The following is a 13,511-nucleotide window of genomic DNA, read 5'->3' on the forward strand; positions in this document are numbered from 1 at the left end:
CTACTCCAAATTACTTGATTGTTTCGCCATTAGACTTAAAGAAACGGACTTTTTTGCCGTCTTCAAATCTAAAGCCTACACGGTCCGCTTTACCGGTTGCCGCATTGAAGATCGCAACGTTGGAAAGCTGGATTGCAGCTTCTTTTTCAACGATGCCACCCGGCTGGTTCAGAGCCGGAACCGGCTTCTGGTGTTTCTTAACCAGGTTGATACCTTCAACGATGACCTTACCAGAAGTCAGGACATTTTTTACTTTACCGCGCTTACCTTTATCTTTGCCGGTCAGCACGATAATTTCGTCATCACGACGGATTTTCGCTGCCATGTTCGCTCCTTAGAGTACTTCTGGTGCCAGAGAGATGATTTTCATAAACTTCTCAGAACGAAGTTCACGAGTAACCGGCCCAAAAATACGCGTACCGATCGGCTGCTCGCTGTTATTGTTCAGAAGAACACAAGCATTGCCATCGAAGCGAACGACAGAACCGTCAGGGCGACGAACACCCTTCCTGGTGCGCACCACTACCGCCTTCAGCACATCGCCTTTCTTCACCTTGCCACGAGGAATTGCTTCCTTGATGGTGATTTTGATGATGTCGCCGACGCCTGCGTAGCGACGGTGCGAGCCACCCAGAACCTTGATACACATTACGCGACGCGCGCCGGAGTTGTCGGCGACGTTCAGCATAGTCTGTTCTTGGATCATTTCAGTGCTCCGCTAATGTCAACTACTACTACTTCGGGACCTAATATAAACAGGTCGTTAGAAAGCCCCATAATCAAGGGCGCGGCATTATAACACCACCGGCCTGCTATGGGTAGAAAAAATAAACGGCCCATCGCTGGGCCGTTTATCTTGTATGAAAGAGGTACTGTATTACAGAACCGCTTTCTCTACAACGCGAACGAGAGTCCAGGACTTGGTCTTGGAAATCGGACGGCACTCGTGGATTTCTACCACGTCGCCGATACCGCATTCGTTATTCTCGTCGTGTACGTGCAGTTTAGTCGTACGTTTAATGAATTTACCGTAGATCGGGTGCTTCACGAAACGTTCGATAGCAACAACGGCAGATTTCTGCATTTTGTTGCTAACAACACGACCCTGCAGAGTACGGATTTTATCGGTCATTACGCACCCGCCTTCTCAGTCAGTAAAGTCTTAACGCGTGCGACATCACGACGCACTTGCTTCAACAGGTGAGTCTGTTGCAGCTGGCCACTTGCCGCCTGCATACGCAGGTTGAACTGCTCGCGCAGCAGGTTAAGCAGCTCGGTGTTCAGCTCTTCAACGCTCTTTTCACGCAGCTCTTTTGCTTTCATTACATCACCGTCTTAGTTACAAAGGTGGTTTTGATGGGCAGTTTCGCTGCTGCCAGCTTGAATGCTTCACGGGCCAGCTCTTCCGGCACACCGTCCATCTCGTACAGGACTTTACCCGGCTGAATCAAGGCAACCCAATACTCCACGTTGCCTTTACCTTTACCCATACGCACTTCCAGCGGCTTCTCGGTGATCGGTTTGTCCGGGAATACACGGATCCAGATCTTACCCTGACGCTTAACTGCACGGGTCATTGCACGACGTGCTGCTTCGATCTGACGGGCAGTCAGACGACCACGGCCAACAGCTTTGAGACCGAAAGTGCCGAAGCTAACATCCGTACCGGCAGCCAGACCACGGTTGCGGCCTTTGTGCACTTTACGGAATTTTGTACGCTTTGGTTGTAACATCAGCGACGCTCCTTATTTACGGCCTTTACGCTGCTGCTTCTTGGGTTGAGCAGCCGGTTTTTCCGCCTGTTCAACAGCAGCCATACCACCAAGGATCTCACCTTTGAAGATCCATACCTTAACGCCGATTACACCGTAAGTGGTGTGCGCTTCGGAAGTGTTGTAGTCGATATCAGCACGCAGGGTGTGCAGCGGAACACGACCTTCACGGTACCATTCGGTACGTGCGATCTCCGCGCCGCCCAGACGGCCGCTAACTTCAACTTTGATACCTTTAGCGCCCAGACGCATAGCGTTCTGAACAGCACGCTTCATCGCGCGACGGAACATCACACGACGCTCCAGCTGAGAAGTGATGCTGTCAGCTACCAGTTTAGCGTCCAGTTCAGGCTTACGAACTTCGGCGATATTGATCTGAGCAGGTACGCCAGCCAGATCGGCTACGGCCTTGCGCAGTTTCTCTACGTCTTCACCTTTTTTACCGATAACGATACCCGGGCGAGCGGTGTGAATGGTCACACGGATGCTCTTAGCCGGACGCTCGATAACGATGCGGGATACGGACGCTTTAGCCAGTTCCTTAGTCAGGTACTGGCGTACTTTAAAATCGCTGTCCAGGTTGTCAGCGAATTCTTTGGTGTTCGCGAACCAGGTAGAGTTCCAGGGTTTTACAATACCCAGGCGAATACCATTAGGATGTACTTTCTGACCCATTGCTAGTCTCCAGAGTCTCAGCGATCGGACACAACCACAGTAATGTGGCTGGTGCGCTTCAGGATGCGATCTGCACGACCTTTGGCACGCGGCATAATGCGTTTCATGGTCGGACCTTCGTCGACGAAGATTTTCGTGACTTTCAGATCGTCGATATCAGCGCCATCGTTGTGTTCAGCGTTAGCAATGGCAGATTCCAGAACTTTCTTGACCAGTACAGCCGCTTTCTTATTGGTGTAGGTCAGAACTTCAAGAGCCTGCGACACTTTCTTACCGCGGATCAGGTCAGCCACCAGGCGAACCTTCTGAGCAGAAGAACGAGCATGGCGATGTTTAGCGATAGTTTCCATCTCTTCCTCCTCTCTTAACGTTTCTTGGCTTTCTTATCAGCCGCGTGGCCGCGATAAGTACGGGTCGGCGCGAATTCACCCAGTTTGTGACCGACCATTTCATCGGTTACGAATACCGGAACGTGCTGACGACCATTATGGACAGCGATGGTCAAACCGATCATGTTAGGAAAGATCGTTGAACGACGGGACCAGGTGCGCAGGGGCTTCTTGTCACCGCTTTCCACCGCTTTCTCTACCTTCTTCAGCAAGTGCAGGTCAATAAAAGGACCTTTCTTGAGAGAACGTGGCATGGCTTATCCTCTAAAATTATTTTTTGCTACGGCGACGTACGATGAACTTATCAGTACGCTTGTTGCTACGGGTCTTCTTACCTTTGGTCTGAACGCCCCACGGGGATACCGGGTGCTTACCAAAGTTACGACCTTCACCACCACCGTGCGGGTGATCTACCGGGTTCATCGCAGTACCGCGAACGGTCGGACGAACACCACGCCAGCGGCTGGCACCAGCTTTACCCAGTACGCGCAGCATATGTTCTGCGTTACCGACTTCGCCCAGTGTCGCGCGGCATTCGGCTTCAACCTTACGCATCTCGCCAGAGCGCAGACGCAGGGTAACGTATGCACCGTCGCGAGCAACGATCTGCACGTATGCGCCTGCAGAGCGAGCCAGCTGGCCGCCTTTACCCGGCTTCATTTCTACGTTATGAACGGTAGAACCAACCGGGATGTTGCGCATCGGCAGGGTGTTGCCGGTTTTGATAGCAGCATCAACGCCAGACTGAATCTGGTCGCCAGCTTTCAGGCCTTTAGGGGCCAGGATGTAACGGCGCTCGCCATCTTTGTACAGAACCAGCGCGATGTTCGCGGAACGGTTCGGATCGTACTCAAGACGCTCAACAACTGCCGGGATACCATCTTTGTTGCGCTTGAAGTCAACAATACGGTAAGCCTGCTTGTGACCACCACCGATGTGACGGGTAGTGATACGGCCATTGTTGTTACGGCCACCGGACTTGCTGTTTTTCTCCAGCAACGGAGCAAAAGGTTTGCCCTTGTGCAGCTCAGGGTTCACCACTTTAACGACGTGGCGACGACCCGGAGATGTCGGTTTACACTTAACAATTGCCATTGTTCTTTACTCCTCCGACTTACTCAGCGCCGCCAATGAAGTCCAGATTCTGGCCTTCTTTCAGGGTGACGTAAGCTTTTTTCCAGTCGCTACGACGACCGATACGCTGTCCATGACGCTTAACCTTACCCTTAACGATCAGGGTACGTACGTCATTGACTTCGACTTCAAACAGTTTCTGCACAGCAGCTTTGATTTCTGCTTTGGTCGCGTCTTTAGCAACTTTGAGAACGATGGTGTTGTTTTTTTCCATCGCAGTAGACGCTTTTTCAGAAACGTGCGGTGCACGCAGCACTTTCAGCAGACGTTCTTCACGGATCATGCCAGCATCTCCTCAACTTGCTTAACAGCGTCAGCAGTCATGACGACTTTGTCGAAGGCGATCAGGCTAACCGGGTCGATACCCGTTGCGTCGCGAACGTCAACCTTGTGCAGGTTACGTGCGGCCAGGAACAGGTTCTCGTCCAGCTCACCAGTGATGATCAGCACATCTTCCAGCGCCATGTCTTTCAGTTTCTGCGCCAGCAGTTTGGTCTTCGGCGCATCGACTGCAAACTTCTCGACGACGATCAGACGATCCTGACGTACCAGCTCGGACAGAATGCTTTTCAGCGCGCCGCGGTACATCTTTTTGTTAACTTTTTGACTGTGGTCCTGCGGACGTGCAGCGAAGGTTACGCCACCAGAGCGCCAGATCGGGCTCTTGATGGAACCGGAACGTGCACGACCAGTACCTTTCTGGCGCCACGGTTTTTTACCGGAGCCAGTCACTTCAGCACGGGTTTTCTGCGCACGGGTACCCTGACGAGCACCTGCAGCGTATGCAACTACAACCTGGTGTACCAGCGCTTCGTTGAAATCACGACCGAAGGTAGTTTCGGAAACAGTCAGCGCGCTCTGCGCGTCTTTCAGTACTAATTCCATTGCTATCTCCTCACGCCTTCACAGCCGGTTTAACGATCAGGTCGCAGCCGGTTGCACCCGGAACAGCACCCTTAACCAGCAGCAGGTTGCGCTCAGCGTCAACGCGTACTACGTCCAGGCTCTGAACGGTTACACGCTCATTACCCATCTGACCTGCCATTTTCTTGCCTTTGAATACTTTGCCCGGAGTCTGGTTCTGACCGATAGAACCCGGAACGCGGTGAGACAAGGAGTTACCGTGAGTCGCGTCCTGGGTACGGAAGTTCCAGCGCTTAACGGTACCGGCGAAACCTTTACCTTTAGAGGTGCCAGTTACGTCAACTTTCTTAACTTCAGCAAACAGCTCAACGCTAATGTCCTGACCTACGGTGAACTCTTCGCCTTCAGCCAGGCGGAATTCCCACAGACCACGGCCAGCTTCAACGCCAGCTTTAGCGAAGTGACCCGCTTCCGGCTTGGTTACGCGGTTTGCTTTTTTAGCACCGGTGGTAACCTGAACTGCACGGTAGCCATCGCTAGCCAGATCTTTAACCTGGGTAACGCGGTTTGCTTCTACTTCGATAACGGTTACGGGGATAGAAACGCCTTCTTCAGTGAAGATGCGGGTCATGCCCACTTTTTTACCGACTAAACCAATCATTGTTTCAACCTCTCAATCGCTCAATGACCCTGATTAACCCAGGCTGATCTGCACGTCTACACCGGCAGCCAGATCCAGACGCATCAGAGCATCAACGGTTTTCTCGGTTGGCTCAACGATGTCAACCAGACGCTTGTGAGTGCGGATTTCGTACTGATCGCGCGCGTCTTTGTTAACGTGCGGAGAGATCAGAACGGTGAAGCGCTCTTTGCGGGTCGGCAGCGGGATCGGACCACGTACCTGCGCACCAGTGCGCTTGGCAGTCTCGACGATTTCCGCGGTTGATTGATCGATCAGGCGATGATCAAACGCTTTCAGGCGGATACGGATTCTTTGGTTCTGCATGAGACCAGAGCTCCAATTATTTATAGACGAAAAGAATTACTCCTCACACCCATTACGATTGATGGGGGAGTGTAATCGTTCTTGCGTAGCTCCCCGATTGGGAGCATTGTCGGCAATCCAAAAAAGAGAAGATTACCACAGGGTTCCGTCGAACCCGCCGTCAATAATGACAAGCCCGCGCATTATACGTGAATATCGCACTTAAGCAAGCGCTGTTTAGAAAAGCGTCACTGTCAACGGCATTCGGCGGAGAAGCCCCTCCCCCGCCGGTGACTGAATCAGGAAGAGGGTTACTCCTCTTCCTTAATCTGGGACTGTATATAGTTCTGCAGGCCAATCTTATCTATCAGCCCCAGCTCCGTTTCCAGCCAGTCAATGTGATGCTCCTCTTCTTCAAGAATCTTGATCATCATGTCCCGGCTGACGTAGTCATGGATGCTGTCAGCATAGGCAATGGCCTCCCGCAGGTCTTTAGCGCCTTCCATCTCCAGTTGCAGATCGGAACGCAGCATCTCTTCCACATCTTCGCCGATGCGTAACTTACCCAGATCCTGGAGATTAGGAATGCCTTCAAGAAACAAGATGCGCTCGATGTATTTATCGGCGTGTTTCATTTCATCAATGGACTCGTGGTATTCAACGTCATTCAGACGCATCAACCCCCAGTCCTTGAACATTCTGGCATGAAGAAAGTACTGATTGATTGCGACAAGCTCATTTCCCAATAATTTATTGAGATAATTTATTATCTTAACGTCACCTTTCATTTTTAACCCTCCGCTTCCACTACAAAAAAGCGTAGAAGGGCTACGGGGTAAGTCAAACTATCCCCGCTAAACCTGAGGTTACCAACAGCGTCGGCAGCACTCAGTGATCAATTGCGGACTCAGGCGATCTCTTTGAATTCCGGCATCTGGATCATCTCTTCCTGCATGATCTCACGGGCAGCTCTCACGCACTTACCACACTGATTGCCAATGGGGATAAATTTACGCAACTGCTGAAAAGACTGGGGATGAAACTGGCGCACGGCCTGGCGGATTTTTTTATCACTCACGCCGTTACATAAGCAAACGTACATAACAACTCCCGTTCAAAAACTGCGCAAATTCTAAATGAGAATAGTTATGATTACAATAGCGCATCGCGGGAAGAAGATCATGTGAGTACTACAATTCACTTACAACAGATAGCAAAAAGGCGCCCGAAGGCGCCTTTTTCGTTCAGCTTAAAAGAAATTAAGCTTCAACTTTAGCAACAACGCCCGCGCCAACGGTACGGCCGCCTTCGCGGATTGCGAAGCGCAGACCCTGGTCCATTGCGATCGGGTGAATCAGCTCAACATTCATTTTGATGTTGTCGCCCGGCATTACCATCTCTACGCCTTCCGGCAGAGTGATGGAACCCGTCACGTCAGTAGTACGGAAGTAGAACTGCGGACGGTAGCCTTTGAAGAACGGAGTGTGACGGCCGCCTTCGTCTTTGGACAGAACGTAAACTTCTGCTTCGAACTTGGTGTGCGGCTTGATGGAGCCCGGCTTAGCCAGAACCTGGCCACGCTGGATCTCATCACGCTTGGTACCACGCAGCAGAACGCCACAGTTCTCACCAGCACGGCCTTCGTCCAGCAGTTTGCGGAACATTTCAACGCCAGTACAGGTGGTCTTCGCAGTATCTTTGATACCAACGATTTCTACTTCGTCGCCCACTTTGATGATACCGGTTTCTACACGACCGGTAACAACGGTACCACGACCGGAGATGGAGAATACGTCTTCGATCGGCAGCAGGAACGGCTTGTCGGTGTCGCGCTCCGGCTCAGGGATGTAGGTATCCAGAGCGTTAGCCAGTTCGATGATTTTCTCTTCCCACTGAGCTTCGCCTTCCAGCGCTTTCAGTGCGGAACCGCGGATAACCGGGCAGTCGTCGCCCGGGAAGTCGTACTGAGACAGCAGCTCACGAACTTCCATCTCAACCAGTTCCAGCAGCTCTTCGTCATCAACCATGTCGCACTTGTTCATGAACACGATGATGCACGGTACGCCTACCTGGCGGCCCAGCAGGATGTGCTCACGGGTCTGCGGCATCGGGCCGTCAGTTGCAGCAACAACCAGGATAGCGCCGTCCATCTGAGCAGCACCGGTGATCATGTTTTTCACGTAGTCGGCGTGCCCGGGGCAGTCAACGTGCGCGTAGTGGCGAGTCGGGGTGTCATACTCAACGTGAGAGGTGTTGATGGTGATACCACGAGCTTTCTCTTCCGGCGCGTTATCGATCTGGTCGAATGCGCGAGCAGCACCGCCGTAGGTCTTAGCCAGTACGGTGGTGATAGCAGCGGTCAGAGTGGTTTTACCATGGTCAACGTGGCCGATAGTACCGACGTTGACGTGGGGTTTTGTACGTTCAAATTTTTCTTTAGCCACGACTATATTCCTTACTTTCTGTGCTCTCCCTGTGGAAAGGAGAGCACGGGATCATTGTATTAAAACCCTGGGCTTATTTACCGCGGGCTTCGATAACGGCCTGAGCAACGTTGTTCGGTGCATCATCATACTTCAGGAATTCCATGGAGTAAGATGCGCGACCCTTGGTCAGAGAACGCAGGTCGGTTGCATAACCAAACATTTCAGACAACGGAACTTCAGCATGAATAACAACGCCAGTTACGTTGGATTCCTGACCGCGCAGCATGCCGCGACGACGGCTCAGGTCACCGATAACGTCACCAGTGTTCTCTTCCGGAGTCTCAACTTCAACCTTCATGATCGGCTCAAGCAGAACCGGCTTCGCCTTCTTAAAGCCCTCTTTAAAGGCGATAGAAGCGGCCAGTTTAAACGCCAGCTCGGAGGAGTCAACGTCGTGGTAGGAACCGAAGTGCAGACGCACGCCGAGGTCAACTACCGGGTAACCCGCCAGCGGTCCAGACTTGAGCTGCTCCTGGATACCTTTATCAACAGCCGGGATGTATTCGCCAGGAATAACACCACCTTTGATCTCGTTGATAAATTCGTAGCCTTTCGGGTTTGAACCCGGCTCCAGCGGATACATGTCGATCACAACGTGACCGTACTGACCACGACCACCAGACTGCTTCGCATGCTTACCTTCGATATCGGTAACTTTCTGGCGAATCGCTTCGCGGTAAGCAACCTGAGGTTTACCCACGTTCGCTTCAACGTTGAATTCACGCTTCATACGGTCAACGATGATGTCGAGGTGCAGCTCACCCATACCGGCGATAATGGTCTGGTTAGACTCTTCGTCAGTCCATACGCGGAAAGACGGGTCTTCCTTGGCCAGACGACCCAGTGCCAGACCCATTTTTTCCTGGTCAGACTTGGTCTTCGGCTCAACGGCGATGGAGATTACCGGCTCAGGGAATTCCATACGCTCCAGGATGATCGGCGCGTCCGGATCGCACAGGGTGTCACCGGTAGTCACGTCTTTCAGACCGATCGCAGCAGCGATGTCGCCCGCACGAACTTCTTTGATCTCTTCACGCTTGTTAGCGTGCATCTGAACGATACGACCAAAGCGCTCACGAGCAGACTTCACGGAGTTCAGCACGGTATCACCGGAGTTAACCACACCAGAGTACACGCGGAAGAAGGTCAGGTTACCCACAAACGGGTCGGTGGCGATTTTGAACGCCAGCGCCGCAAACGGCTCTTTGTCGTCAGAGTGACGCTCAGCCGGGGTATCTTTACCGTCGTCCAGCATACCTTTGATCGCCGGAACGTCAGTCGGTGCCGGCAGGTAGTCGATGACCGCATCCAGCATCGCCTGCACACCTTTGTTCTTAAATGCAGAACCACAGGTGACCAGGATGATCTCGTTGTCCAGAACGCGCTGACGCAGAGCCTTTTTGATCTCTTCTTCAGTCAGTTCTTCACCGCCGAGGTATTTCTCCATCAGCTCTTCAGAAGCTTCTGCAGCAGACTCGATCAGGAACTGGTGCCATTCTTCAGCCAAGTCCTGCATGTCAGCCGGAATATCTTCATAGGTGAAGGTTGCGCCGTGATCTTCATCGTTCCAGTTGATGGCCTTCATTTTCACCAGGTCAACAACACCGGTGAAAGCGTCTTCGGCACCGATCGCCAGCTGCAGCGGGACCGGGGTAGCCGCCAGACGGGTTTTGATCTGGTCAACAACTTTCAGGAAGTTCGCACCCATGCGGTCCATTTTGTTAACGAACGCGATACGCGGAACTTTATATTTGTTTGCCTGACGCCATACGGTTTCAGACTGCGGCTGAACACCACCGACTGCACAGTAAACCATGACCGCACCGTCGAGCACACGCATGGAACGTTCTACTTCGATGGTGAAGTCAACGTGCCCTGGGGTGTCGATGATGTTGATGCGATGCGGTTCATACTGCTTCGCCATACCCTGCCAGAACGTAGTGGTCGCAGCAGAGGTGATGGTGATACCACGCTCCTGCTCCTGAGCCATCCAGTCCATAGTGGCAGCGCCGTCATGAACTTCACCGATCTTATGGTTGATACCGGTGTAGAACAGAATACGTTCGGTAGTCGTGGTTTTACCGGCGTCGATGTGTGCGCTGATACCGATGTTACGGTAGCGCTCAATAGGTGTTGTACGAGCCATTTGATTCCTCTATTGCCTTAGGCGTTCAAGTGAGTTACCCAGCGCGGGCAGCTTCTTAAAGCGCCCGCCTGGTGACTTACACTGTCGTGGGATTACCAGCGATAGTGTGCGAACGCCTTGTTGGCTTCTGCCATACGGTGAACGTCTTCACGTTTCTTAACTGCAGTACCTTTGTTTTCTGCAGCGTCAGAAAGTTCGTTCGCCAGGCGCAGAGCCATGGATTTATCACCGCGTTTACGAGCAGCTTCAACGATCCAGCGCATTGCCAGAGCATTACGACGAACCGGACGAACTTCAACCGGAACCTGGTAGGTAGAACCACCTACGCGGCGCGACTTAACTTCGACAGTCGGGCGCACGTTTTCAAGGGCGATTTCAAACGCTTCCAGTTCGGCTTTACCAGAGCGCTGAGCCAGGGTCTCAAGCGCGCTGTATACGATTGCTTCAGCGGTAGACTTCTTACCGTCTACCATCAGGATGTTCACAAATTTAGCCAGCAGTTCAGATCCGAACTTCGGATCCGGCAGAATTTTACGCTGACCAATGACGCGACGACGTGGCATGGAAATACTCCGTTGTTAATTCAGGATTGTCCAAAACTCTACGAGTTTAGTTTGACATTTAAGTTAAAACGTTTGGCCTTACTTAACGGAGATCCATTAAGCCTTAGGACGCTTCACGCCGTACTTGGAACGAGCCTGCTTACGGTCTTTAACACCAGAGCAGTCCAGCGCGCCACGAACGGTGTGGTAACGAACACCCGGAAGGTCTTTAACACGACCGCCACGGATCAGGACGACGGAGTGTTCCTGCAGGTTGTGGCCTTCACCACCGATGTAGGAGGTCACTTCGTAACCGTTAGTCAGACGAACACGGCAAACTTTACGCAGTGCGGAGTTCGGTTTTTTCGGAGTGGTGGTATATACGCGAGTACATACACCACGTTTTTGCGGGCAGGCTTCCAGCGCCGGCACGTTGCTTTTCGCAACTTTGCGTGCGCGTGGTTTGCGTACCAGCTGGTTAACTGTTGCCATTAAATAGCTCCTGGTTTTAGCTTTTGCTTCGTAAACACGTAATAAAACGGCCTCATACAATATGAGGACGCAGAATTTTAGGGCCGGGCCGAAAGGGTGTCAAGAAATATACAGCGGAACGCAGCTTACCAGGCCATCTGGCTACGCTGGTTTACCGCTAGTCTGACGAAGTCAGTATAGCTTACGCGCTCAATTTCGGTCGAAATTTGCGCAGAAAGCCCGCGCGCTTCGACATCTTCCTGCAAGGCGTAGACTGATATGGGGGCGGAACGCAATAACCCAAGGGCCGCCCCGCCTTCCAGCGCGGCGATAACCCCATCCTGCAGCAGCAGCAGATCGTCGCCGGCGCGGGTCGTGCGCAACAGAGCGGCGAGATCGCAATGGAATGGGGAGTGACTGAGCGTAAACAGCATGAAGGCCTCAGAAAGTGAAAATAACGTCGTACTCATCCAGCCGGGCGCGTAAGGCATCCGGCTCCAGCGGCGCGGCCTCCATCACCAGCGGACAACCCGGCTCCAGACCGCGCTCACGCATCGAGGCGCTGCATATCCAGCACTGATCGATATCATAGAGTTCCAGAACGCCGAAGGTGGCGATGTAGTCGCGCGCCAGGATTTTCTGGGGCTGCTGGTCAGGCAGCAGTTGCAGTACGCCATCGCTCAGAAAGAACACGCCGATCTCATCGCTCAACGCCGAAGTCGCCAACAGTGCATCCAGCCCTTCACGGCCAGCAGCAGAGCCATGGGGAGCCCGGCTAAAAACAAAGGCAATACGTTTCATCAGAACTGCACCATCCGCTCGCAGGTCAGCGCCGCTTCGGCAAGCTGTCCCAGGCCACTTAACGTAAAGCCGGACTGCATATTGGCGGCGTTAAGCCCCAGGCGCTGTGCTTCTGTCTCATCTACCACACCGCGACGCAGTGCGGCCGCCACACAGATATGAAGCTGAACGCCATGGTCTTCATTTAGCGCCTGCCAGGCGCGCACGATATCAAACTCATCGTTGGCCGGGGCAGTTAGCTGATTGGCGTTATAAACGCCTTCACGATAGAAAAACACACGCTCCAGTTGATGGCCTTCGGCAATCAGCGCCCTGGCAAACTGCAACGCGCTGCTGGCCTGCTGAGTACCATAGGCGGGGCCGGTCACCGTCAGGGCAAAATGCATTACTTCTCCTGCCCCTGGAAATCACCGCTTTTAAACTGGCGGATATAGAGATAGACGGTGTGCTTGGAAATATTCAGACGATCCGCAACCTGGTTAATGGCATCTTTAATATCAAAGATCCCTTTTTCATAAAGATTCAGGACAATCTGACGATTCTTGGCGTTATTGGAAACGCTACGGTCGGCATTAACCTCTTCAATCGTAAACTCCAGTGTCTGGGTCACCAGATCGTCCACGGATGAAGCGAAGTTAACCGAAGAGGGAACTTCCTCCTGACTTTCCGGCGGAATGAAGGTGCTCATAATCTGCGAGAACGGCACATCGAGATTCATATTGATGCATAACAGACCAATCACCCGCTGTTCCCGATTACGGATAGCAATGGTCACCGACTTCATCAGAACCCCGCTTTTGGCGCGGGTGAAATAGCACTTTGATACGCTGCTGTCGGCACCGGTCATATCGTGCAGCATGCGCAGCGCCAGGTCAGTAATGGGAGACCCAATCTTACGCCCGGTATGTTCCCCGTTGGCGATACGAATTGCCGAACATTTCAGATCCTGTAATGAGTGCAAAACGATTTCACAGTGGGGGCCAATTAACATTGCCAGGCCATCCACTACCGCTTCGTAGGATTTTAGAATATCGAAGTCGGTCTGAACAAAGGGACGCTGATCCAGTAAATCAAGTTCACTGGTTTCATTGGTTAAAAGCGACCTGGACATGAAGAAAATCACTCCTTTACGGCAGCCTGTTGCCATTACGCAGATGCAGGCTCGTTATATAACGTGTGAAGCTTAAGGTAATACAGCCCAGCCAGCGCTTTCCAGTTTTAATTCCAAATAAAAACGCCGCCCCGA

At 52.5% G+C, this 13,511-nt stretch carries 23 protein-coding genes; all 23 read right to left on the reverse strand.

All coding sequences use genetic code 11. The features are described 5' to 3' along the window. Positions 1 to 10 precede the first annotated feature (10 nt). Positions 11 to 325 (reverse strand): 50S ribosomal protein L24, encoded by a 315-nt coding sequence (gene rplX, locus FEM41_RS03320; protein WP_138094421.1) that lies wholly within the window; start codon positions 323 to 325, stop codon positions 11 to 13. 9 nt (positions 326 to 334) lie between these two features. Beyond that, entirely contained in the window at positions 335 to 706 is a 372-nt protein-coding gene (gene rplN, locus FEM41_RS03325) for a 50S ribosomal protein L14 (protein WP_035344535.1), read from the reverse strand. 171 nt (positions 707 to 877) lie between these two features. Further along, positions 878 to 1,132 (reverse strand): 30S ribosomal protein S17, encoded by a 255-nt coding sequence (rpsQ, locus tag FEM41_RS03330; RefSeq protein WP_138094423.1) that lies wholly within the window; start codon positions 1,130 to 1,132, stop codon positions 878 to 880. After that, positions 1,132 to 1,323: a 50S ribosomal protein L29 gene (gene rpmC / locus FEM41_RS03335; RefSeq protein WP_004388609.1), complete on the reverse strand. Its 192-nt coding sequence runs from the start codon at positions 1,321 to 1,323 to the stop codon at positions 1,132 to 1,134. The genes rpsQ and rpmC overlap by 1 nt, the downstream gene beginning before the upstream one ends. Then, a complete protein-coding gene (gene rplP, locus FEM41_RS03340; protein ID WP_008927134.1) occupies positions 1,323 to 1,733 on the reverse strand; it encodes a 50S ribosomal protein L16 in 411 nt (136 codons plus the stop codon). The genes rpmC and rplP overlap by 1 nt, the downstream gene beginning before the upstream one ends. Before the next feature lie 12 nt (positions 1,734 to 1,745). After that, complete coding sequence (gene rpsC, locus FEM41_RS03345; RefSeq protein WP_138094425.1) at positions 1,746 to 2,447, reverse strand: 30S ribosomal protein S3; 702 nt, start codon at positions 2,445 to 2,447, stop codon at positions 1,746 to 1,748. Positions 2,448 to 2,464: 17 nt separating this feature from the next. Next, on the reverse strand, positions 2,465 to 2,797 hold the full coding sequence (rplV, locus tag FEM41_RS03350; RefSeq protein ID WP_138094427.1) for a 50S ribosomal protein L22: 333 nt from the start codon (positions 2,795 to 2,797) through the stop codon (positions 2,465 to 2,467). A 14-nt stretch (positions 2,798 to 2,811) separates the two neighbouring features. Beyond that, positions 2,812 to 3,090 carry a 30S ribosomal protein S19 gene (gene rpsS, locus FEM41_RS03355; protein WP_017374152.1) on the reverse strand — a complete coding sequence of 93 codons (279 nt, stop codon included), beginning with the start codon at positions 3,088 to 3,090 and terminating at the stop codon, positions 2,812 to 2,814. A gap of 16 nt (positions 3,091 to 3,106) precedes the next feature. Continuing rightward, a complete protein-coding gene (gene rplB, locus FEM41_RS03360) occupies positions 3,107 to 3,931 on the reverse strand; it encodes a 50S ribosomal protein L2 (RefSeq protein ID WP_138094429.1) in 825 nt (274 codons plus the stop codon). A gap of 19 nt (positions 3,932 to 3,950) precedes the next feature. Further along, positions 3,951 to 4,253 (reverse strand): 50S ribosomal protein L23, encoded by a 303-nt coding sequence (gene rplW / locus FEM41_RS03365; protein ID WP_012768102.1) that lies wholly within the window; start codon positions 4,251 to 4,253, stop codon positions 3,951 to 3,953. After that, a complete protein-coding gene (rplD, locus tag FEM41_RS03370) occupies positions 4,250 to 4,855 on the reverse strand; it encodes a 50S ribosomal protein L4 (RefSeq protein WP_138094431.1) in 606 nt (201 codons plus the stop codon). The genes rplW and rplD overlap by 4 nt, the downstream gene beginning before the upstream one ends. A 10-nt stretch (positions 4,856 to 4,865) precedes the next feature. After that, positions 4,866 to 5,495: a 50S ribosomal protein L3 gene (rplC, locus tag FEM41_RS03375; protein ID WP_138094433.1), complete on the reverse strand. Its 630-nt coding sequence runs from the start codon at positions 5,493 to 5,495 to the stop codon at positions 4,866 to 4,868. A gap of 33 nt (positions 5,496 to 5,528) precedes the next feature. Then, positions 5,529 to 5,840 carry a 30S ribosomal protein S10 gene (gene rpsJ, locus FEM41_RS03380; protein WP_001181005.1) on the reverse strand — a complete coding sequence of 104 codons (312 nt, stop codon included), beginning with the start codon at positions 5,838 to 5,840 and terminating at the stop codon, positions 5,529 to 5,531. Positions 5,841 to 6,130: 290 nt separating this feature from the next. Next, positions 6,131 to 6,607 carry a bacterioferritin gene (gene bfr, locus FEM41_RS03385; RefSeq protein ID WP_138094435.1) on the reverse strand — a complete coding sequence of 159 codons (477 nt, stop codon included), beginning with the start codon at positions 6,605 to 6,607 and terminating at the stop codon, positions 6,131 to 6,133. A gap of 119 nt (positions 6,608 to 6,726) precedes the next feature. Continuing rightward, entirely contained in the window at positions 6,727 to 6,921 is a 195-nt protein-coding gene (bfd, locus tag FEM41_RS03390) for a bacterioferritin-associated ferredoxin (protein ID WP_138094437.1), read from the reverse strand. Positions 6,922 to 7,078: 157 nt separating this feature from the next. Continuing rightward, positions 7,079 to 8,263 carry an elongation factor Tu gene (tuf, locus tag FEM41_RS03395; RefSeq protein ID WP_138094439.1) on the reverse strand — a complete coding sequence of 395 codons (1,185 nt, stop codon included), beginning with the start codon at positions 8,261 to 8,263 and terminating at the stop codon, positions 7,079 to 7,081. Positions 8,264 to 8,336: 73 nt separating this feature from the next. After that, positions 8,337 to 10,451, reverse strand: a complete 2,115-nt coding sequence (fusA, locus tag FEM41_RS03400; protein WP_138094441.1) for an elongation factor G — start codon at positions 10,449 to 10,451, stop codon at positions 8,337 to 8,339. Between the two features lie 92 nt (positions 10,452 to 10,543). Beyond that, positions 10,544 to 11,014 carry a 30S ribosomal protein S7 gene (gene rpsG / locus FEM41_RS03405; protein ID WP_138094443.1) on the reverse strand — a complete coding sequence of 157 codons (471 nt, stop codon included), beginning with the start codon at positions 11,012 to 11,014 and terminating at the stop codon, positions 10,544 to 10,546. A 96-nt stretch (positions 11,015 to 11,110) separates the two neighbouring features. Beyond that, positions 11,111 to 11,485: a 30S ribosomal protein S12 gene (rpsL, locus tag FEM41_RS03410; RefSeq protein ID WP_138094445.1), complete on the reverse strand. Its 375-nt coding sequence runs from the start codon at positions 11,483 to 11,485 to the stop codon at positions 11,111 to 11,113. A 125-nt stretch (positions 11,486 to 11,610) separates the two neighbouring features. Then, positions 11,611 to 11,898, reverse strand: coding sequence for a sulfurtransferase complex subunit TusB (gene tusB / locus FEM41_RS03415; protein ID WP_138094447.1), 288 nt, complete (start codon positions 11,896 to 11,898; stop codon positions 11,611 to 11,613). 7 nt (positions 11,899 to 11,905) lie between these two features. Next, positions 11,906 to 12,265 (reverse strand): sulfurtransferase complex subunit TusC, encoded by a 360-nt coding sequence (gene tusC / locus FEM41_RS03420; protein ID WP_138094449.1) that lies wholly within the window; start codon positions 12,263 to 12,265, stop codon positions 11,906 to 11,908. Further along, on the reverse strand, positions 12,265 to 12,651 hold the full coding sequence (gene tusD, locus FEM41_RS03425) for a sulfurtransferase complex subunit TusD (protein WP_138094451.1): 387 nt from the start codon (positions 12,649 to 12,651) through the stop codon (positions 12,265 to 12,267). The genes tusC and tusD overlap by 1 nt, the downstream gene beginning before the upstream one ends. Beyond that, positions 12,651 to 13,376: a helix-turn-helix transcriptional regulator gene (locus FEM41_RS03430; RefSeq protein ID WP_138094453.1), complete on the reverse strand. Its 726-nt coding sequence runs from the start codon at positions 13,374 to 13,376 to the stop codon at positions 12,651 to 12,653. The genes tusD and FEM41_RS03430 overlap by 1 nt, the downstream gene beginning before the upstream one ends. Positions 13,377 to 13,511 lie beyond the last annotated feature (135 nt).

Origin of the sequence: Jejubacter calystegiae (assembly GCF_005671395.1) — a bacterium.
GTDB classification, from domain to species: domain Bacteria; phylum Pseudomonadota; class Gammaproteobacteria; order Enterobacterales; family Enterobacteriaceae; genus Jejubacter; species Jejubacter calystegiae.

Coding starts and splice junctions, on each gene's coding strand:
- rpsG (WP_138094443.1), bottom strand. CDS start 11,014: ATGCCACGTCGTCGCGTCATTGGTCAGCGTAAAATTCTGCCGGATCCG.
- tusB (WP_138094447.1), bottom strand. CDS start 11,898: ATGCTGTTTACGCTCAGTCACTCCCCATTCCATTGCGATCTCGCCGCT.
- rpmC (WP_004388609.1), bottom strand. CDS start 1,323: ATGAAAGCAAAAGAGCTGCGTGAAAAGAGCGTTGAAGAGCTGAACACC.
- rplN (WP_035344535.1), bottom strand. CDS start 706: ATGATCCAAGAACAGACTATGCTGAACGTCGCCGACAACTCCGGCGCG.
- rpsQ (WP_138094423.1), bottom strand. CDS start 1,132: ATGACCGATAAAATCCGTACTCTGCAGGGTCGTGTTGTTAGCAACAAA.
- rplC (WP_138094433.1), bottom strand. CDS start 5,495: ATGATTGGTTTAGTCGGTAAAAAAGTGGGCATGACCCGCATCTTCACT.
- rpsC (WP_138094425.1), bottom strand. CDS start 2,447: ATGGGTCAGAAAGTACATCCTAATGGTATTCGCCTGGGTATTGTAAAA.
- rplP (WP_008927134.1), bottom strand. CDS start 1,733: ATGTTACAACCAAAGCGTACAAAATTCCGTAAAGTGCACAAAGGCCGC.
- rpsJ (WP_001181005.1), bottom strand. CDS start 5,840: ATGCAGAACCAAAGAATCCGTATCCGCCTGAAAGCGTTTGATCATCGC.
- rplB (WP_138094429.1), bottom strand. CDS start 3,931: ATGGCAATTGTTAAGTGTAAACCGACATCTCCGGGTCGTCGCCACGTC.
- rpsS (WP_017374152.1), bottom strand. CDS start 3,090: ATGCCACGTTCTCTCAAGAAAGGTCCTTTTATTGACCTGCACTTGCTG.
- bfr (WP_138094435.1), bottom strand. CDS start 6,607: ATGAAAGGTGACGTTAAGATAATAAATTATCTCAATAAATTATTGGGA.
- rplV (WP_138094427.1), bottom strand. CDS start 2,797: ATGGAAACTATCGCTAAACATCGCCATGCTCGTTCTTCTGCTCAGAAG.
- rplX (WP_138094421.1), bottom strand. CDS start 325: ATGGCAGCGAAAATCCGTCGTGATGACGAAATTATCGTGCTGACCGGC.
- rplW (WP_012768102.1), bottom strand. CDS start 4,253: ATGATCCGTGAAGAACGTCTGCTGAAAGTGCTGCGTGCACCGCACGTT.
- fusA (WP_138094441.1), bottom strand. CDS start 10,451: ATGGCTCGTACAACACCTATTGAGCGCTACCGTAACATCGGTATCAGC.
- FEM41_RS03430 (WP_138094453.1), bottom strand. CDS start 13,376: ATGTCCAGGTCGCTTTTAACCAATGAAACCAGTGAACTTGATTTACTG.
- bfd (WP_138094437.1), bottom strand. CDS start 6,921: ATGTACGTTTGCTTATGTAACGGCGTGAGTGATAAAAAAATCCGCCAG.
- rplD (WP_138094431.1), bottom strand. CDS start 4,855: ATGGAATTAGTACTGAAAGACGCGCAGAGCGCGCTGACTGTTTCCGAA.
- tusC (WP_138094449.1), bottom strand. CDS start 12,265: ATGAAACGTATTGCCTTTGTTTTTAGCCGGGCTCCCCATGGCTCTGCT.
- tusD (WP_138094451.1), bottom strand. CDS start 12,651: ATGCATTTTGCCCTGACGGTGACCGGCCCCGCCTATGGTACTCAGCAG.
- rpsL (WP_138094445.1), bottom strand. CDS start 11,485: ATGGCAACAGTTAACCAGCTGGTACGCAAACCACGCGCACGCAAAGTT.